Origin of the sequence: Streptomyces sp. SID13726 (genome assembly GCF_010548375.1) — a bacterium.
Taxonomy (GTDB): domain Bacteria; phylum Actinomycetota; class Actinomycetes; order Streptomycetales; family Streptomycetaceae; genus Streptomyces.
In genome coordinates this window covers 119,414-137,111 of record NZ_JAAGLY010000016.1, presented here as the reverse complement: position 1 = coordinate 137,111, position 17,698 = coordinate 119,414, and the positions used below count along the sequence as shown (strand labels likewise).

At 69.8% G+C, this 17,698-nt stretch carries 15 protein-coding genes; 10 read left to right on the top strand and 5 right to left on the bottom strand.

All coding sequences use genetic code 11. The features are described from left to right. The first annotated feature begins 236 nt into the window (after positions 1-236). Positions 237-1,109, top strand: coding sequence for a winged helix-turn-helix domain-containing protein (locus G3I78_RS33240; RefSeq protein ID WP_164431513.1), 873 nt, complete (start codon positions 237-239; stop codon positions 1,107-1,109). Here G3I78_RS33240 and G3I78_RS33235 read toward each other — a convergent pair. Further along, complete coding sequence (locus G3I78_RS33235) at positions 1,099-1,872, bottom strand: HAD family phosphatase (RefSeq protein ID WP_164431511.1); 774 nt, start codon at positions 1,870-1,872, stop codon at positions 1,099-1,101. The two genes, G3I78_RS33240 and G3I78_RS33235, sit on opposite strands and share 11 nt — an antisense overlap. A 329-nt stretch (positions 1,873-2,201) precedes the next feature. On the opposite strand from G3I78_RS33235, the gene G3I78_RS33230 reads away from it, so the two are divergent. The 4 genes from G3I78_RS33230 (at position 2,202) to G3I78_RS33215 (ending at position 8,361) form a co-directional block, all read left to right on the top strand. Further along, positions 2,202-3,227, top strand: a complete 1,026-nt coding sequence (locus G3I78_RS33230; protein WP_343243914.1) for an aminoglycoside phosphotransferase family protein — start codon at positions 2,202-2,204, stop codon at positions 3,225-3,227. A 249-nt stretch (positions 3,228-3,476) separates the two neighbouring features. After that, positions 3,477-5,600, top strand: a complete 2,124-nt coding sequence (locus G3I78_RS33225; RefSeq protein ID WP_164431507.1) for an aminoglycoside phosphotransferase family protein — start codon at positions 3,477-3,479, stop codon at positions 5,598-5,600. Positions 5,601-5,657: 57 nt separating this feature from the next. Further along, a complete protein-coding gene (locus G3I78_RS33220; RefSeq protein WP_164431505.1) occupies positions 5,658-6,269 on the top strand; it encodes a TetR family transcriptional regulator in 612 nt (203 codons plus the stop codon). Between the two features lie 52 nt (positions 6,270-6,321). Further along, entirely contained in the window at positions 6,322-8,361 is a 2,040-nt protein-coding gene (locus G3I78_RS33215; protein ID WP_164431503.1) for an AAA family ATPase, read from the top strand. Positions 8,362-8,461: 100 nt separating this feature from the next. On the opposite strand, the gene G3I78_RS33210 is transcribed toward G3I78_RS33215, so the two are convergent. Beyond that, the gene (locus tag G3I78_RS33210) at positions 8,462-9,304 is read right to left on the bottom strand and encodes a nitroreductase/quinone reductase family protein (protein WP_164431501.1); all 843 of its coding nucleotides are present in this window, start codon (positions 9,302-9,304) and stop codon (positions 8,462-8,464) included. 154 nt (positions 9,305-9,458) lie between these two features. Between G3I78_RS33210 and G3I78_RS33205 the strand changes: the two genes are divergently transcribed. The 4 genes from G3I78_RS33205 (at position 9,459) to G3I78_RS33190 (ending at position 12,596) form a co-directional block, all read left to right on the top strand. Beyond that, complete coding sequence (locus tag G3I78_RS33205) at positions 9,459-10,082, top strand: RraA family protein (protein WP_164431490.1); 624 nt, start codon at positions 9,459-9,461, stop codon at positions 10,080-10,082. Positions 10,083-10,342: 260 nt separating this feature from the next. Then, the gene (locus G3I78_RS33200) at positions 10,343-11,068 is read left to right on the top strand and encodes a class I SAM-dependent methyltransferase (RefSeq protein ID WP_164431488.1); all 726 of its coding nucleotides are present in this window, start codon (positions 10,343-10,345) and stop codon (positions 11,066-11,068) included. A gap of 80 nt (positions 11,069-11,148) precedes the next feature. After that, positions 11,149-11,724: a carboxymuconolactone decarboxylase family protein gene (locus G3I78_RS33195; RefSeq protein WP_164431486.1), complete on the top strand. Its 576-nt coding sequence runs from the start codon at positions 11,149-11,151 to the stop codon at positions 11,722-11,724. Further along, positions 11,721-12,596, top strand: a complete 876-nt coding sequence (locus G3I78_RS33190) for an RNA polymerase sigma-70 factor (RefSeq protein ID WP_164431484.1) — start codon at positions 11,721-11,723, stop codon at positions 12,594-12,596. The genes G3I78_RS33195 and G3I78_RS33190 overlap by 4 nt, the downstream gene beginning before the upstream one ends. Before the next feature lie 117 nt (positions 12,597-12,713). Here G3I78_RS33190 and G3I78_RS33185 read toward each other — a convergent pair whose 3' ends face one another. After that, positions 12,714-14,456: an ankyrin repeat domain-containing protein gene (locus G3I78_RS33185; protein ID WP_164431482.1), complete on the bottom strand. Its 1,743-nt coding sequence runs from the start codon at positions 14,454-14,456 to the stop codon at positions 12,714-12,716. Between the two features lie 176 nt (positions 14,457-14,632). On the opposite strand from G3I78_RS33185, the gene G3I78_RS33180 reads away from it, so the two are divergent. After that, positions 14,633-15,409 (top strand): oxidoreductase, encoded by a 777-nt coding sequence (locus G3I78_RS33180; protein ID WP_164431480.1) that lies wholly within the window; start codon positions 14,633-14,635, stop codon positions 15,407-15,409. A 64-nt stretch (positions 15,410-15,473) separates the two neighbouring features. Here G3I78_RS33180 and G3I78_RS33175 read toward each other — a convergent pair whose 3' ends face one another. Next, complete coding sequence (locus G3I78_RS33175) at positions 15,474-16,340, bottom strand: LysR family transcriptional regulator (protein WP_164431478.1); 867 nt, start codon at positions 16,338-16,340, stop codon at positions 15,474-15,476. A gap of 130 nt (positions 16,341-16,470) precedes the next feature. Beyond that, positions 16,471-17,673: an acyltransferase gene (locus G3I78_RS33170; RefSeq protein WP_164431476.1), complete on the bottom strand. Its 1,203-nt coding sequence runs from the start codon at positions 17,671-17,673 to the stop codon at positions 16,471-16,473. Positions 17,674-17,698 lie beyond the last annotated feature (25 nt).

The following is a 17,698-nucleotide window of genomic DNA, read 5'->3' as shown; positions in this document are numbered from 1 at the left end:
GCGGGACTGGAATAACTGGTCCAGCCCGAGGAGGAGGACAGCGGACAGCAGTTGAAAGACGAACATGACTCCCCCAGTTGGCACGTCCGAGAGGCGATCAACTTCCAGTCCAATTGGACTGGTTGCCTTGTTGTGGTGATGCCCTGACTGGCTGATCCCTTAACTGGCAGGCGAATTGGCCTGCTCATTTGACTGAAAGTGGCGTGCTCGCCAGGGCGGAGAGGTACGGTCGCTGTGTGAGTGACGGCGACACCGGCGACAGCGGCAGCAAGCCGTTCGAGCGCGTGGTAGGTGAGTTGCGGGCGCGGATGGCCAACGGAAGGTATCCGTTGAATTCTCTGCTGCCGTCACAGCGTGATCTCGCTGAGGAGTTCGGAGTCTCCCGGGACACCGTCCAACGGGTCCTGCGGGAGCTGATCAGCGAGGGCTGGATCCGTTCGCGTCAGGGCAGCGGATCACGCGTGGTCAAGGTGCAACTCATTCACTCACCGACGAGCGCCACACAGCCCGATCGCATGGTGACGCTGGGTCCCCTCATCGGCCACGCTTTCGAGCAGCCCGACGTACGGCTCGATGTCTTCACGCTGACGTCCGAGTCGCTCGACACTCACATCCGAGTCCAGGCCGAGCGGATCCGAGCGGGCGCGATCACCCCCCAGAGCATCGCCCTGCGCATGCTGGTGCCTTCGGAGGAACTGCCGGCCCCCTACTGGCAGACCAAGGACGGCACCCACGACGAGCTGCTGAAGCAGCGTTATCTGGACATCTCCCGTCGGCACACTCCGTCTGTGCGTTCCGTGTTGCGCAATCTCCACGCCGAGGGGCGCGTGCCCTCTGTGACCGTGGAGATCCGCCGGATTCCTCTGATGCCGCACCACAAGCTCTATCTCCTCAACGGAGTGGAGGCGGTGCTGGGACCATACGAGGTCTACCGGCGGAACATCGTGCTGGACGACGGTCGGGAGATAGAGGACGCGCTCGACGTGGAGGGGGTGAGCGCCGGTCTCACGCACCACGTGAAGGATCCCGATCCCCACGCCCAGGGGACGGTGTTCGTGGACAGCATGCAGAGGTGGTTCAACTCCCTCTGGAACCTGCTCAGCGAGTAGCGTGCGACAGCGGCTTGCCGGAGGTGCCACCGGCCGCCAGCCGCTCCCGGCAGGCCTTGATGACAGGTGCGTAGGAGGTGACCACGGCGTCGGCGCCGCACTGGAGCATTTCCTCCGCCCGGGACCTGTCCTGGGTGAAGCCGATGAAGAGTGTTCCAGCCGACTGGGCGGCCTTCAGATCGGTCAGCTGGTCGCCGATCAGTACACAGGCGGCGCTATCGAGGGAGAGATGCGCAAGGGCACGGTGCACGCAGTCCGGATCCGGTTTCATGAGGCCCGCGTTCCGTGGATCCCTGCCGAACACCTTTTTGATCTTTCCCCGCAGCTTCGACCGCTTGAGGTACTTCCTGATGGGGCGCTCGGCGTTGTTGCTCACGATGACGAGACGCATCGGGACTTCGAGCAGCAGGTCCACCAGGGTCACGATGTCCGGGGTCTGTTCGGCTGTCTCGATCGCCGTCCTCTCCTGGCGGGCGACGATGCGTTCGGCCAGGACGAGGGGACGTCGGCGACGCCGCTTCGGGGAGCGGTCGTACATGTCCCTGAGACGCCGGAGGATGCCGTGAGAGTCGTCGCACTCCTCGACATCCCGGTCGAGTGTGCCCCAGTACCGCAGGGCCTTCCGTTTGACTTCCTTCGCGACCCCTGCCGTGGACACGCCGCCGAAGAGGTCGCATACAGGTCCGTCGAAGTCGAAGAGCACCGCGCGAGCCTGCGTGAGCAGGCGAAACACGGCTTCCTGGTCGTCAATCGCGTAGGTCATGGGCCTCCTCGCCGTCCCGTCAGTCCTTCCCAGGGGCGCGGTGGGCTACCCCCAGGTGGTGTCGGCGTGCAGAACGAGTGACGCCGCGTGTGGATGCGTGTCCGTCGCGGTCGGGCGGTGTCCTCGTTCGCGCGTGCGCCGGATCGCCCGTGGCGGCGATCGGATGCGTCCAATGGACGAGTTCTCCGTCGAGGCACGTGATCGGTGGAGTAACGTGCCTCATCCTTTACAGCATCGGCTCCATCAGAACGGGCTGAACCCAGAGAATGACTCCCCAACTGGTCTCTGACGCCAGGCGGCTTGCCGGCGAACTGGGCGGAGACTCCAGTGTGGTGAAAGGCCCGCTCAAGGGGTACCACCACGAGACGTACGTGCTGTGCCTGCCGGGCGGTTCCCGCATCGTCAAGGTCCGGGAACCGCGCGCCGAGATCCTGTGGTTCGACCGCAGATGCTTCCAGTCGGAGGAGCAGCTGTTGCGCGCCCTGCACGGCCAGATCACCCGCATCCCCGACATCCTCGACGTCGAAGGCATGGGACTCCAGGGGTTCATCGAGGGACGGACGGTCGGGCGGAGTCTGTTGTGGCATCGACGTGTTCCCGACACGGTCTTCGATCAGATCGTCGAACTGTTCCGGGAGATGGCGCGGATCACCCCGGACATGCTCAGCAGGCTCAGTGTGAGACGGCGCTGCGAGGAGAAGGACCTTGCCGACGACGGCGACAGCGAGGGCTTTCTGGAACGCCTGATCGTCTTCAGTGAGGAACAGGTCTTCGGGAAGAACTACGAGCGCTTCGGCGCCCTCTTCGGTGAACTGGGAGTGGAGAGCGAATCGTTCATCCGACTCAGAAAGCATGTGTCAGGGCTTCGGGAACGACCGTTCTGCCTGTTGCACGGTGATCTCCACAGGCAGAACCTCATCGTTGACGCGAGCGGCCAACTCTGGACGATCGACTGGGAGTTGGCGATGCTGGGCGACCCGCTCTACGACCTCGCCACCCACCAGTACCTGATGCGGTATCCGGCGGACCAGGGGCGCCGGATGACCCAGGAGTGGTGTCGGGTCGTCGAACGAATCCGTCCCGGCAGCTCGCGCGGATGGGAGCAGGACCTTCCCCTGCTGCTCGACTTCAAGAAGGCGCAGAGTGTCTTCACCGACGTGATCAGGGTGTCGCAGTCGTTGGTGCGAGACGGAGCCGGGTTCCAGTGGACGGGATTGCCCTGGGCGGCGCTCAAGTTGCAGCGGGTCCTGGGGAACGCCGCCGAGACGCTGGGGCTGGACGAGGTGCCGGGACGCTCGCAGATCATGGCCGCGCTCGTGCACTGGTATCGCGCGGGGGGCGGGGCACGACCGTGACTCGACCGATTGTGAACGGATTTCAGGCTGTGGCGTCGTTTCCTGTTTGAGAGTGATGCACAGTGTGGGAAACATGCTTCCTTTTATGTTCGCGTGTCTGAAGAGTCCCACGTGCACTAAGGTTCGCTGAATTCCAGCTCTGTCGACAGCTCAAGCAATGCGGAGCAGCCCGTGGGCGCACCACCCGTTCCCCGCCCTCGCGCCGGGGAACGTCCCTTCCCCGTTGAACTCAGCGCGGCCCAGGCGTTCATGAGAAAAGCCAAAAGGACCTGCCCACCGATCAACGGGTATCACAACGAGAACTACATCCTGCCCCTGACCGATCCCCTGGCCCGTCAACTCGGTCAGGAACCTGGCACCTCCGTGATCGTGCGGATTCCGCACCAGAAGGTGTTGCCGGTGGTGATCCGAACCTGGGAGAGCGAACCGGAGATCCTGCGAGCGATCAAGGGAAGGCTGCCCAACATCCCCGAATGCCTTTACGCGGAGCGGGACTTCGCGATCCACAGCTGTGTGCAGGGCGTGCCGCTGTCCAGCCTGGGCCCGGGCGACAAGCCGGTGGCTGCCCCACTCGTCGATGCGCTGACCCGGCTGCTTGCCCAGATGGCCCACGTGGGCCGAGACGCCCTGCCGTCCCTGCCTGGGCGGTGGCCCGACGACGGTGACACCCAGGGCTTCCTCAAGTCCCTGGCATACACGGCGGACGTGCAGATCCGCTGCCGCAACCGGGCACGCTTCAGTCGGCTGTTCGCGGACCTCGGCGTCCCCGAGGACGCTCTTCCCCGGTTCGCCGAGAACGTGCCCGCCATGGCCCGGCGACCGTTCAGCCTCCTCCACGCCGACCTGCACCGCGACAACGTGATCGTGACGTACGGCAGTCGTCGTCCACCCCTCATATGCATCGACTGGGAGCTGGCGACGTACGGCGACCCCCTGCACGATCTCGCCATCCATCTGGTTCGTATGCGGTACCCGGCCGGTCAGCTGGCCAAGGTCGTCCATGCGTGGGCAAGGGCCATGCGCACCGAGCGTCCCGAGGCAGTCGCGGGCGTCGAGAAGGACCTGCGCCACTACGTGGACTTCGAGCGCGCGCAGTCCGTCTACCCCGACGTCATGCGGGCAACGAAGTCCTTGGCCGGTTCGTTCGACCAGAAGGACCTGGACGAGGCCACCGCCTCCGTCGAAGGGGCACTGGAGTCGGCGGCCCGCCCGCTGGGGCTGAAGAGCGTGCCCTCTCGGAGTGCCATCGAGCGAGCTCTGACCCGATGGCGGGACTCCCGGCCAGGGCGCCGCAACGGCACTCGTCTGCTCCACGTCGCCAGGAAGTTCGTCTATCAGCCGGACCGGCGTGTTCCGGAGGATCCGGCTTTCCCCCGAGGCGCGGTAGGGGCGGCGCTGGTGCTGGAGGGGATGGCCCCGAAGGAGCGGGTGTTCACGGGCACCTCGCACGTCAACACGGTGGTCAGGGTGCCGGGCACCGTCTCCCCCGTCATGGTGCGGCGAAAACTGCCTGGTGCCGGGCGGCCCGAACGCAGCTATCTCAGTGAGCATGCCGTCCTGAGGGCCATCCGGGAGTCAGGGGTCGCGGTGCCGGTGCCGCGGGTCCTGGCGATGGGCAGGGGCAGGCGGGGAGGTCCGTTCGTCATCCACACCTATGAGGGACCGCAGGACATGTCGCCGCCCCGCCACCCCGTGCACGGCCTCTCCCCGTACGAGGCCGACGCGCTGGTCGACCAGCTGGTGGCCATGACCCAGGTGGACTGGATCGCGATCGACCCGACCGAGGGCAGGGAGAACTTCTACCCGTGGCTGAGGGACCAACTGGTGGAGTCGGTCCGGAACCTGCCGAAGGACACGCAACGGCTCGCCCACATCCTCGGCCTCCCCGACGCGGACCGACTGCGGGAAATGCTGTCCGGGTATCTGGTGACTCCTCGGCGTCCGACCTTGCTCCACGGCTCCCTGAACCCGTGGAACCTCGTGCGCCGCAGCGGCCCACTCGCCCTGACCATCATCGACTGGGACATGGCACTGGTCGGCGACCCGCTCTACGACCTGGCCCGGCACATGCATCTGACCCCGACCAATCCGGATCTGCGTCGCCGTATGCTCGCCCGCTGGGTGCGAGGAATGGGAGATGCGGCCTGCAGGAACGTTTACGAGGAGTGCGAGATCTACCGCAGGCTGGAGCTCGTGCGCTCCGCGTACGTCGACCTCGCCTGCCTCATGTCCGGCACCGGCCGCGATGCCCCCAACGTCCGCCGGGCCGTCGCCGGGTACGGGACCACTCTCACGACCGCCCTGGGGACACTCGGACTGCCGGAGCCGCGGACGGCCAGGGTGAACCCGTATCTCACGCTCGCGCTGAGCTAGGACCTGTCTGACACATCACGCCGATCTCGTACGTCGGCGGGCCCGTAGGCTCACCCCATGACCGAGCCCGGCCTCCGCGAGCGCAAGAAGCAGCAGACCTACGAGTCCGTCTCCGAGGTCGCCATCCGGCTGTTTCTGGAGAAGGGGTTCGACGCGGTTTCCGTGGCGGAGGTCGCCGCCGCGGCCGGGATCTCGAAGCCGACGCTCTTTCGGTATTTTCCGGCCAAGGAAGATCTCGTGCTGCATCGGATCGCCGATCATGAGGACGAGGCGGCGCGGGTGGTCGAAGAGGCCGAGGGGCCGGTTCTCGTCGCGCTGCGCCGGCACTTTCTTGAGGGGCTGGAGCGGGGGGATCCTGTCACCGGGCTCTGTGATCATCCGCAGGTGCTGGCGTTTCATCGGCTGCTGTATGGGACGCCCTCGCTTGTTGCGCGTGCGCATGTGCATCTGGAGCGTCAGGAGGCCGCGTTGGCCGAGGCGCTCGGTGGGGGGCTTGAGGCGCGGTTGGCTGCTGGGCAGATCGTCGCGGTGCGGCGGGTGCTGGCGATGGAGAACTGGCGGCGGATCGCGGCGGGGGAGCGGGTGGAGGAGGTGCGGGGGGATGCGGTGGCTGCGGCTGAGCGGGCGTTCGAGGGGCTTGAGGGCGGGCTGGGCCGGCTCGGTGGGTGAGAGTCGGTAATTTATTTAACTCGGTTGTGTTTTTTCGCGTACGATCGTCCCCATGACGTCAGCCGACCCCGCCCTGAAAGCGTCCCTCCAGCGGGAACGCGGTCACCACGACCGTTGCCGCGCCGCGCTCGCCGCGATGGTCGACGGTGCTCAGGAACAGGTCGTCGTCGGGGAGGACGTCTCCGCGTCCGGGGCCGATGCCGAAGTGCTCGGGTACCAGTTGCGCAGTCAGGCCAAGGAGCTGCGGGAGCTGCCCGAAGGGCCTTTGTTCTTCGGGAAGTTGGACTTCGACCGGGGTGAGCATGCCGGGCAGGCGTATCACCTCGGGCGACTGCGGATCACCGAGCATCCCGCCGCCCCGCCGCTCGTCGTCGACTGGCGCGCGCCCGTCTCCCGCGCCTTCTACCAGGCGAGCGCCCGCGACCCGCAGGGCGTCGCCGTGCGGCGGCGGTTCGGGTGGGCCGCGGGGAGCGCGGGCGAGTCCGCCGACCTCACGGGACTGGAAGACGAGTTCCTCCAGCAGGCCGACGAGGAGATTCCGCAGGTCAGCGGTATCGTCGCCCAGGAGATCGAGCGGCCTCGCGTCGGGCCCATGCGGGACATCGCCGCGACCATCCAGCCCGAGCAGGACGATCTCGTACGAGGGGACCTCGCCGTCTCCGTGTGCGTCCAGGGCGCTCCGGGCACCGGCAAGACCGCCGTCGGACTGCACCGGGCCGCCTATCTGCTGTACACCCACCCGCAGCGGATCCGGCGTGGCGGGCTGCTCGTCCTCGGGCCCAACCGGACCTTCCTCTCCTACATCTCCCAGGTGCTGCCCGCGCTCGGCGAGACCGGCGTACGGCAGTCCACCCTCCAGGACGAGATCGCCCGCCGGCCGGTCACCGCGACCGACGCCCCCGCCAGCGCCGCGCTCAAGCACGATCCTCGGATGGCGGAGGTGCTGCGCCGGGCGCTCTACGCGCACGTGTCGAGCGAGAACATCAACTCCCTTGAGATCTCCGATGGTTCGTACCGGTGGCGGGTCGGTGCCGGGGAACTCGCGCGGATCGTGGCGGACGTACGGGAGGAGGAACCGCCGTATGGCACCGGGCGGGAGCGGGTGCGCAGCCGGGTGGTGCGGAGCGTGCAGTTGCAGGCCGAGCGGCGGGCCGGACCGCAGAACGGGGCCTGGGTGCAGCGGGTTTCGCGGTCGCGGGTGCTCGGGGCGTTCCTCGACGTCGTATGGCCGAAGGTGCGGCCCGAGGAGTTGTTGACCCAACTACTCGGCAGCACAGAGGAGTTGGCTGTCTCTGCCCTTGGGCTGCTCGAACCCTCCGAGCAGGAACTCCTGTTGTGGGCCAAGCCGCCCCGGTCGTGGAAGTCCGCGCGGTGGTCGGCCGCCGACCTTGTGCTGCTCGACGAGGTCGCCGGGCTGGTGGAACATCCCGAGGGATACGGCCATCTCGTGGTCGACGAGGCCCAGGACCTCTCCCCGATGGAGTGCCGGGCCATCGCGCGGCGGGCGCGGTTCGGGTCGCTCACCGTGCTCGGGGATCTGGCGCAGGGGACCACGCCGTGGGCGGCCCGCTCCTGGCACACCGTGCTGTGTCACCTGGGCAAGCCGGACGCGGCCGTCGTGCCGCTGACCATCGGGTTCCGGGTGCCGCGGGCCGTCGTAGAACTCGCCAACCGGCTGCTCGGGCGGCTGGACGTGGAGGTGCCGGCCGGGCGATCCCTGCGTGGGGACGGGGAGTTGAGGGTACGGCGGACTTCCCCGGACTCGTTGACGGCCGCGGTCGTCGACGCCGTACGGGAATCGCTCGCGTACGAGGGGTCGGTGGGGGTCGTCGCGGCCGACGCCGAGGTGGGGCGGGTGCGGGAGGCGCTGGACGCGGCCGGGATCGCCGCCGCCGGGCCGGACGAGCTCGGGGCGCGGGTGAGCGTCGTACCGGCCGGTGTGGTCAAGGGACTTGAGTACGACCATGTCGTGGCCGTCGAGCCGGCGGCGATCGCGGAGGCCGAGGAGCGGGGGCTGCACCGGCTGTATGTGGTGCTGACCCGGGCGGTGTCGCGGTTGGTGGTGGTGCACGGGCGGCCGTTGCCGTTCTAGCCGTTCGGCCGATGGCGGACGGCCGCCCGTCTTACGGGAGCAGCGGACGGCTGCCCGTCTCACGGGAGCAGCGGACGGCCGCCCGTGTGTGTACCGGGGGTCAGGTGCGGTCGAGGAGCGGGATCAACTGCTCCTCCTCGTACGTGAGATGGGCCTCGAGTTCCGTTGTCAGGCGTTCCACCTCGGCTGGTACGGCGGTGGTGTCGTCGGCGGCGAGCGTCCGGCGCAACTCCTCCACCAGCGCCGCGATGTGCTCGTGCTCGGCGTGCAGGCGGTCGATGGCCGGGCGGGACTCGGGGTGGCGGTCGGCCAGGAACGGGAAGATGCCCGCACCCTCGCCGGTGTGGTGGTTGTGCAGGCCCTGGCAGAACGTCAGGCAGTTCACGCGGAGTTGGGCGCCGAGGGTGCTGCCGCCGGTCGCCATCTCCCTGCGGATCAGGGCGAGTTCGTGGCGGAAGGCGTCGTGGACCGCCTTCAGGGCCTGGCCCGGTGAGGTGGCGTTGATGTGCGGCGGGCCGGGGCGGGGGATCTCGTGGAGGGCGACCACGGGGATGATCCGGTCGGTCTTCTCCTGGTACGCGGCCCAGCCGCGGTCCGCCTCCACGGCCCGCGCGAACGCCTGGTCCCGGGCCTCGTCCCGGAGCACCTCGGCGCGTGCCTCGTAGGTGAACACACCGCTATCCACGGTGACTTGGGGGTGTGCGACGAGGTTGCGGTACCAGTCGGGGTGGCGGGACGAGCCGCCCGCCGAGGCGATCACGAGGATGCGGTCGCCGCCGTCGGGGAGGTAGCCGACGGGGGTGGTGTGCGGGGTGCCGGTGCGGGCGCCGGTGGTGGTGAGCAGGATCAGGCGGCCGCCCTCGAAGGGGCCGCCGACGCGGCCGTGGTTCGCGCGGAACTCTTCGATGACGCTCTGGTTGAAGTCCTGGACGGGGTGGGGCACTCTCTCTTCTCTCTCTCGGTCTTCATGGAGGCGAAGGCGGAGAGAAAGAGGCGGGCTCCTGGCCCGCCCCGGCCTCACTCAGAGGCCGGGCACCCAACTCGCTCACGGCACAAGGCCGACCCGGCAGTCATGTCCGCACGGTAACGTCCCCGGGGTGATCGAGACCAATGATTTTGCGGACATTCCCACGACCACCCTGGCCGATCTGCTGGGCCGCGACCGCGTCATGGACATCGGGATCAGGCCGCTGTGGGGGCCGGTGCCGAGGGTCGCGGGACCGGCCTTCACCGTACGGTGCCCTCCCGGCGACAACCTCATGCTGCACGCGGCGATCTACCGGGCGCCGGCCGGTTCGGTGGTCGTCGTCGAGTCGGGCGACCTCGACTACGCGCTCGCCGGCGGGAACGTCTGCGCGGTCGCCCAGCGCCGGGGCATCACCGCGTTCGTCGCGGACGGCCTGATCCGCGACCTCGCCGAGGTACGGGAGGCCGGTTTCCCCGTCTTCGCGCGCGGTGTCATCCCGATCCCGGGCACGAAGAAGGCCGTGGCACCGCTGGGTGAACAGGTGCGGTGCGGCGGGGTGCAGGTCGATGCCGGTGACCTCGTCGTCGCCGACGAGGAGGGCATCGTGGCCGTCCCGGCCGCCCGCACCGCCGAGATCCTGACCGCGGCCCGCGCCAAGCTGGCCAAGGAGGCGGCCGAGACGCTGGACGACTGGGAGACGGCACACCGGGCGCGCATCGAGGAGAACCTGGCGGCGGGTGGGTTCGGGGGGTGACGTGCGGGGGCTGCCGGGGGCGCTTCCGGGGGATGCCGTGACGCTCCTCTTCCTCGACGCCGACGGGGGGTTGCTGCCGTTCGGGGCGGTGCCGGGTGGCGGCCTGCACTGGAAGACCCGGCCACTCGTCTCCTGGGCGGCCGGGGGCCCTTTGTCTGGATGGACGACGAGATCACCGACATCGACCGGACCTTGGTCACGGCGGTCGGCCGGAAGTAAGGAGTGGTCGGACTCGACCCGGCCCGCCTACCGTCGCTCGCATGGCTGATGAAGGCTTCACGCATCCGCGGCTTGCCGCGATCTATGACCGGCTCGATCCCGATCGTGGGGATCTGGACGCGTACGTGCGGATGGTGGAGGAGTTCGGGGCGCGCCGGGTGCTGGACGTGGGGTGTGGGACCGGGGTGTTCGCGCTGGTGTTGGCCTCGCGTGGGGTGGAGGTCGTGGGGGTGGAGCCCGCGTTGGCCTCGTTGGATGTGGCTAGGGGGAAGCCGGGTGGGGAGCGGGTGCGTTGGGTTCATGGGGATGCGACACAACTGCCGCCGATGGTGGTGGACTTGGTGACCATGACGGCCAACGTCGCTCAGCAGATTGTCGGTGAGCAGGCCTGGCGGGGGACGCTGCGTGGGGCGTTCTCGGCGCTACGGCCCGGTGGGCGGCTGGTGTTTGAGACGCGGGACCCGGCCAGGCGGGGCTGGGAGGAGTGGAATCGGGAGGCGTCGTACGGGGTGACGGAGATTCCTGGGGTCGGTGCGGTGACCACCTGGGTTGAAGTGACCTGTGTGGAGTGGCAGTTGGTGACCTTCCAGTGGACTTATGAGTTCGCGGCCGACGGGCGGGTGCTCACCTCCGACTCGACGCTGCGGTTCCGGGAGCGGGCGGAGGTCGAGGCGGATCTGGTCGCGCAGGGGTTCGTGGTGGAGGACGTACGGGACGCCCCGGACCGGCCCGGCAGGGAGTTCGTGTTCGTGGCGCGGCGGCCGTAGGCCGGGACCGCGGTGGATGTCACATCCGTGCGCCGGGCGGTGTCTTCATGCCGAACCGGCAGACTTCCGAGGAGGACATCATGTCGCCACGCGTTCCGAAGGCGGAGCTCACCGCCGAGCTCAGCGAGAGCATGATCAAGGAGTTCGGTGTCGTGCCCGCACCCGTCGAGGTGACCTGGCACCACCCCGAAGTGATGCGGGCCGGAGGGGAGTTCGGGAGCCGGGTGCGTGAGTGGGACGCGGCCGACCAGGGGCTCAAGACCTTCGCCCACATGGCCGTCGCCGCGCAGGTCGGCTGCGGCTGGTGCCTCGACATCAACTACTTCATGGCACAGCACCAGAACCTGGACCTGGCCAAGGCGAGCCAGGTGCCGCGCTGGCGGGAGTCGGACGTGTTCACCGCGCTGGAGCGGGACGTGCTGGAGTACGCCGAGGCCATGACGGTCACCCCGACCGCCGTCACCGACGACCTGTCGGCGCGCCTCCTCGAACGGCTCGGCCCGGCGGCGCTGGTCGAACTCACCGCCGTCATCGCCTTCGCCAACCTCTCCACCAGGAACAACACCGCCCTCGGGATCACGTCACAGGGCTTCTCCGATGCCTGCGAGATCCCGCTGACCGGGGGCCTCTCCTCCGGCTGGGGCCCCACCGCATGACTCTCTCCACCGAAGACCCCTTCGTCACCCACCGCAGCCTCCTCTTCACGGTCGCCTACGAAATGCTCGGCTCCGCCGCCGACGCGGAGGACGTGCTCCAGGAGTCCTGGCTGCGGTGGTCCGACGTCGACCGCGCACAGGTGCGGGAACCCCGGGCGTATCTCGTCCGGGTCGTCACCCGGCAGGCGCTCAACCGGCTGCGGACACTGTCCCGCAGCCGTGAGGAGTACGTCGGCGAATGGCTCCCGGAACCCCTGCTGACCAGCCCCGATGTCGCCGAGGACGTCGAGCTCGCGGAGAGCGTCTCGATCGCGATGCTCACCGTCCTGGAGACGCTCGGGCCGACCGAACGAGCGGTGTTCGTCCTCCGCGAGGTCTTCGACCTGCCGTACGGCGAGATCGCCGAGGCCACCGGGAAGTCCGCGGCGGCGGTGCGGCAGATCGCGCGCCGGGCCCGCGAGCACGTGGCGGCACGGCAGCCTCGGGTGCGGGTGAGCCGGTCGGAGCAGCGGGCCGTGGTGGAACGGTTCCTGCTCGCCCTGCGCACCGGGCAATTGCAGGAGCTGATGGAGATCATGGCGCCGGACGTGGTCATGATCGCCGACGGTGGCGGGTTCGTCACCGCCGCACTGGTACCGATCCGCGGGGTCGAGACGGTCGCGAAGCTGCTCGCCCGCGCGAACAGCCTGGTGACCCGGTTCGACGCGACGGGCGTGTGGCTCAACGGCGCCCCCGCCGGACGGCTCGACTTCGACGGCGAGTCGGCCGCCGTCAGCCTCACGGTGGAGGGCGGCCGGATCACCCGGATCTACGTGGTCAGGAATCCCCGGAAACTGACCCGACTGGACGAGCCGGCCCAGCTCGCCCGATAGCTGTCCGAGCGAGCACTAGCGGGCAAGAGGGCGAGCGGGCGCACAAGCAAGCAAGTCGGCGCACAACCAAGCAAGTGGGCGCACAAGCAAGCAAGCGAGCCCACCCGCACCCCCCCCTCACCGCTGCAACCCCTCCGGCAACTCCACCCACCGCCGCGGAGCGTGCAGGTCCGCCGCGTCCCGCCCCTCGGTGAGCGTCATTCCGGCCGCGGCGCAGCAGTAGGCGAGCACGTCGGCGCCGTACGGGAAGGTGTGTGCGCTCTGCCAGAAGCGGAAGGTCCAGTAGGCGGCGGGGTCCGAGTCGTGCGGCGAGAGGCCGATCTCGTCGGACGCGACGACCTCGCCGTCACGGGCCAGGGTGCCGAACGTCCCGCCCTTGGGGTTGAAGTAGACCCCGTAGGCGGTGGTGCCCGCCGAGATCGCCCGCAGTACGGGGGAGTCGCTCGGCAGATATCCGTCCTGCGTGATCACACAGCCGTCGCCCACGCTCCGCACGCCCACATGGCGCAGGGACTCTTCGTAGTCCAGGGGATCGAAGGGCGGTTCGTCGGTCCGGGGGACGCGGGCCGGATCGGCACCGAGGCGTCGTATCGACTCGTCCTCGTCCAGGCCCCGTACGAAGCAGATCCCGAGGCCGTCGGTCCACAACGGCTCCTCGCCGAACGCCGCGATGAGCGCGTCCGCAGCCTGCTGCGCCGCGACCTCCTCGGCGGTCAGCTCCACCGCCCCGGGCAGGTCCTGGACGAGCGGTGCGAGCGGAGTGGTGAGGAGCAGCCGCCCCGGCGACCAGGGCTCCGACTGCGGTGTCCACACGTCCGCGCCGGCGTCGACCAGCGCCCGTACCGTCGACTCGTCCATGCTGTGGACGGCGTGCCACAGCGCGGTGTGACCGTCCCCGTCGGGTACGTCGACGTCGGCGACGTGCGGCAGAAGCGCGGTCACCCCCTCCGCCGAGCCCTGTTCCGCCGTGAGGTGCAGCGGGGTGCGGCCGTGCCAGCCGACGGCGGCGTCGGGCGGGGCGCCGCCCTCCAGCCGGGCCCGGACCAGGGCCGCGTCGCCCCAGTCACGGAAGACCATCTGCTGCCAGTCGTCGCGAGGGACGTACCGCTGCCGGGCCTTCTCCTCGCGCTGCCGCGCCTGGCGCTCACGGCGGTTGAGCGGGGGCGCCAGGAAGGCCGGCGGGCCGCTCATCTCGACCCTGGTGAAGGAGCCCGCCAACTCCTCGTCCTCGTGGGGCGGTTCGAGGTCGGGCCAGACTTCGAGGGATCGGAGGGACGCGGAGCGGAGCGCGGCCACGTCGACCGGGGTGTGGGTCTCGGGCAGGTCCTGGTCCGGCCACTCCACCACCAACTGGGCCTCTCCGGGCGGCGGAAGCTCGGGCAGATACAGGTCGACGTCGGTCTTGAAGAGCGACCTGTGGGAGTGGTGCAGCCCCGGGTCGAGCGGGATCAGGCCGATCGCCTGCTGGGTCGCCGCCATCTGGGTCCGCCCCTCCGGCCCCGAGTAGGGAATGCCCCGCATCACGGTGCCGTCCAGCGAGGTCACCCGCCTGCCGTCGGCGAACAGCAGGCCCACGCGCAGCCCCGACTGCCTCGGGACGTCCCCGCCCTGTCGGCGGGTGCTGCGGTAGACCGCCAGATGCAGGGTGACCGCGCTCGGCCACACCGACCACCCCGTCAGCACGACCCGCGTCTCCCGCCCCGTCCCGACCACGTCGAGCCGCGACAACAGCACGGGTGCGAACCGGTCGACGGGCGGCGCGTACCGACCGTCGTCCTCCCCCGGCGGCCGTAACCGGACCAGCACGGCCCGCTCGGCGGCCGGTTCCTCAGCCATCACCAGATCGTCGAAGAACCCCATGTGCCGAGCGTCGCACACGGCACTGACAACGCCCCCGGACCGCGGCCCACGGCGCCCACCACACTGCCGACCGCCATAGGAACTCCCTATACGGTCCCCTGACATTTCGTCTTTGCCTCGCCCCATTTCCCCGATCTACGGTGAAACGGAATCAGAAAGCCGAGAGGAACGGTGACATGACGTCTGTCGTGAATGAATCCGGAACGCGGGAATTCAAGGGAAGGCGCGCCCTCGTCACAGGCGGCACGCGCGGAATCGGCGCGGCCGTCGTGCGCGGACTCCTGGACGCGGGCGCCGAGGTGCTGACCACCGCCAGGTCGGAGACGGGCACGGCCCCGGAGGGAGCCGCCTTCGTGGCGGCCGACGTAACGACGCGGGCCGGGGCGCAGGCGCTGGCCGAGGCCGCGCGGGAGACGTTCGGCGGGGTGGACATCCTGGTCCACAACGCGGGCGGGGCGCGCCCCTACAAGGACGCCTCGGCCATCCCCGACGAGGAGTGGCAGGAGGCGCTCGACCTCAACTACCTGGCGTCGGTACGGCTGGACGCGCTGCTGGCACCCGGGATGCGGGAGCGCGGCACGGGCGCGATCGTGCATGTCTCCTCGGCCGCCGTGCTCGCCCCGATGGGACCGTTCCTGCACTACACGGCCGCGAAGGCGGCGCTGGAGAACTACAGCCGGGGACTGGCCCTGGAACTCGCCCCGGCCGGCGTCCGCGTCAACACCGTGACCCCCGGCAGGGTCGCCACCCCGGGCGGCGAGGCGGTCCGCGAGGAGTGGGCCCGCCTGGCCGTCGCCCCCGGCCCGACCAACGCCGACGACACCACCCCGCTGGGGCGCGACGGCCTGCCCGACGACATCGCCCACGCGGTGCTGTTCCTCGTGTCCGAACGGGCGGGCTGGCTGACGGGAAGCAATCTGGTGGTGGACGGCGGTGAATTCCCGATGAGGTGATCCGGCGGAAATTCACCGCCGCCTCTCCGGGCCCGCCATTCCTCCCGGTCGCCATTCTTCCCGGCTACCATTCCTCCCGCCGCAGGAATTCGAGAAGGGCCGCCTCCGCCGGACCCGCGCCGGACCGGAGCACGGCGATGACGGGATGGGAGACGGCCGGGAACACCGGGCGTACGAGGTGCTCGTGACCCTCGGGCACCGCGGAGGCCGGGACGAGCGTCACGCCCAGGCCGTGAGCGGCCCAGCGCACGGCCGTCGCCGTCTGTGAGACACGGGCCGCGGTGGGCGGGTCCAGGTCGTTGTCCCGCAGGACCTTCAGGAGTACGGCGTCCAGGGCGCTGTTCCGGTCGAACCGCACCCACGGCTCCCCGCCCAGCTCCCGCAGCCCGACCCGGTCGGCGGCGAGCCCCGGGTGCCCGGCGCCCAGCACCGCGACGAACTCCTCGTCGCCGAGGTGGTGCGCGTCGGAGGGGCTCCGCTCGCAGGCCGCCATCAGGGCGAGGTTCACCAGGCCCTGGCGGCACAGCCGTTCCAGTTCGGCGGAGCTGGGCTCCTCGAAGACGGAGACCTCAAGGCGCGGGAAGCGGCGGCGCAGGGCGCCGAGCGCTCTGGGCAACTGCCGGGTGCCGAAGCCCAGTTGCACCGAGACCACCAACTCGCCCACCAGATCGTCGCTTCCGGCCCGCGCGGTCTCCCGCGCCCGCCGTGACGCCTGTACCGCGACCTCCGCCTCCCGCAGGAACGCCCGCCCCACCACGGTCGGCACCAGACCGCTCGGCGTCCGCGCGAACAGCTCCACGCCGAGGTCCCGCTCCAGGCCGCGGATCTGCTGTGACATCGACGGCTGGGCGACCCGCAACCGCTCCGCCGCCGCGGTCACGGACCCCTCCTCGGCGACGGCCAGGGCGTACTCGAACTGGCGAAGGCTCATCGGCTCCCGTTCCCTTCCCGCGTTGCCGCGTTGCCGCGTTGCCGCGCTGTCACAGCGGGCAACTCGGCCGGGGTGACGGAGATTCCCGTTGGGCCGGGCCGGGTTGGCTCGGGCAGGGCCGGGCCTGAGGTCACCGCACCCGGCGTGCCAACCTGCGGCCCCAGTTCTGCGCCGGCATCTCGACGTAGCGGTGGGTCAGCGCGCACAGGGGCAACAGCAGGGCGAAGAAGGCGACTTCGAGTACGGGATCGTCGTACCGCCGTCGCCCGACCGTGCCGTCGATCACCGCCAGCAGCACCGGATGCACCAGGTAGACCGAGTAGCTGATCGCCCCCAGCCCGGTCAGCGGACGCGGTACGCGGCGGTGCCGTGAGGCCAGTCCGGCGCCGAAGGTGAGCAGGGCCAGCAGAAACGCGAGGATCCAGCCGCGCCGGGTGAACTGGGCGCCGTCGCCGTACCGGTAGGCGCTTCCGACGGCGCAGACGATCACCACGAGGGCGGTTCCGGCCGCGTACCGCCAGGTGGTCCGGCCGTTCTCGGCCCGGTGGACCGCGGTGCCGAGGAACATCACGGCGAGGATCACCAGGCCCTCCCACAGTGGGACCGTGCCGTTGAACGCGACCAGGACGAGTCCGAGCACCCCGCCCGCCACCCCTCCGCGCACCCGGAGCGCCCGCGGCCCGGCGCTCGCGCAGGAGACGGCGGCCACCATGGTGACCGCGGCGACCGCGATCAGCGGTCCGGTGCCGATCGCGCCGGACAGGGCGGAGGGCGGCAGCGCGAGCCCCGCCGTCCCGCAGACGGCCGCGGTCACGGCGAGGACGACGGCGACCGCGGTCGACCGCTGGTGCAGGCGGACCGTGAACAGCGCGACCACCAGCAGGTAGAAGGCCATCTCGTACGAGAGCGTCCACAGGACGAGCAGGACACTGGGCGTCCCCAACAGCTCCTGGAGCATGGTGGCGTGGGCGACGGCCACCGCGGCGGCGCTCCGCCCGCCGAAGTCGGGTGTCTGCGCGACGCCCAGCAGCCCGGCGGCCAGCAGGACACCCACCGCGACCGCGCACAGCGGGTACACGCGGAAGACCCTGCCGATCCAGAACGTCCGTACGCAGCCCCGGCGTTCCAGCGACGCGGGGATGATGTACCCGCTCACCAGGAAGAACACCATGATGCCGTAGCGGCTGGTGTTGAACTGGGGCATCAACTCCCGCCGGAATTCCGGCATGAAGGTGTACGACGCGTGGTCGAACACCACGACGAGTGCGGCGACGCCCCGCAACGCGTCCAGCCAGCCCAACCGTGAAGCAGGGGCGGGGGGTTGGGATTCCATAGGGCGGCAGAGTCCTTCGCGGTGA

Coding starts and splice junctions, on each gene's coding strand:
- G3I78_RS33185 (WP_164431482.1), bottom strand. CDS start 14,456: ATGGGGTTCTTCGACGATCTGGTGATGGCTGAGGAACCGGCCGCCGAG.
- G3I78_RS33215 (WP_164431503.1), top strand. CDS start 6,322: ATGACGTCAGCCGACCCCGCCCTGAAAGCGTCCCTCCAGCGGGAACGC.
- G3I78_RS33180 (WP_164431480.1), top strand. CDS start 14,633: ATGACGTCTGTCGTGAATGAATCCGGAACGCGGGAATTCAAGGGAAGG.
- G3I78_RS33190 (WP_164431484.1), top strand. CDS start 11,721: ATGACTCTCTCCACCGAAGACCCCTTCGTCACCCACCGCAGCCTCCTC.
- G3I78_RS33225 (WP_164431507.1), top strand. CDS start 3,477: ATGAGAAAAGCCAAAAGGACCTGCCCACCGATCAACGGGTATCACAAC.
- G3I78_RS33220 (WP_164431505.1), top strand. CDS start 5,658: ATGACCGAGCCCGGCCTCCGCGAGCGCAAGAAGCAGCAGACCTACGAG.
- G3I78_RS33170 (WP_164431476.1), bottom strand. CDS start 17,673: ATGGAATCCCAACCCCCCGCCCCTGCTTCACGGTTGGGCTGGCTGGAC.
- G3I78_RS33195 (WP_164431486.1), top strand. CDS start 11,149: ATGTCGCCACGCGTTCCGAAGGCGGAGCTCACCGCCGAGCTCAGCGAG.
- G3I78_RS33235 (WP_164431511.1), bottom strand. CDS start 1,872: ATGACCTACGCGATTGACGACCAGGAAGCCGTGTTTCGCCTGCTCACG.
- G3I78_RS33200 (WP_164431488.1), top strand. CDS start 10,343: ATGGCTGATGAAGGCTTCACGCATCCGCGGCTTGCCGCGATCTATGAC.
- G3I78_RS33175 (WP_164431478.1), bottom strand. CDS start 16,340: ATGAGCCTTCGCCAGTTCGAGTACGCCCTGGCCGTCGCCGAGGAGGGG.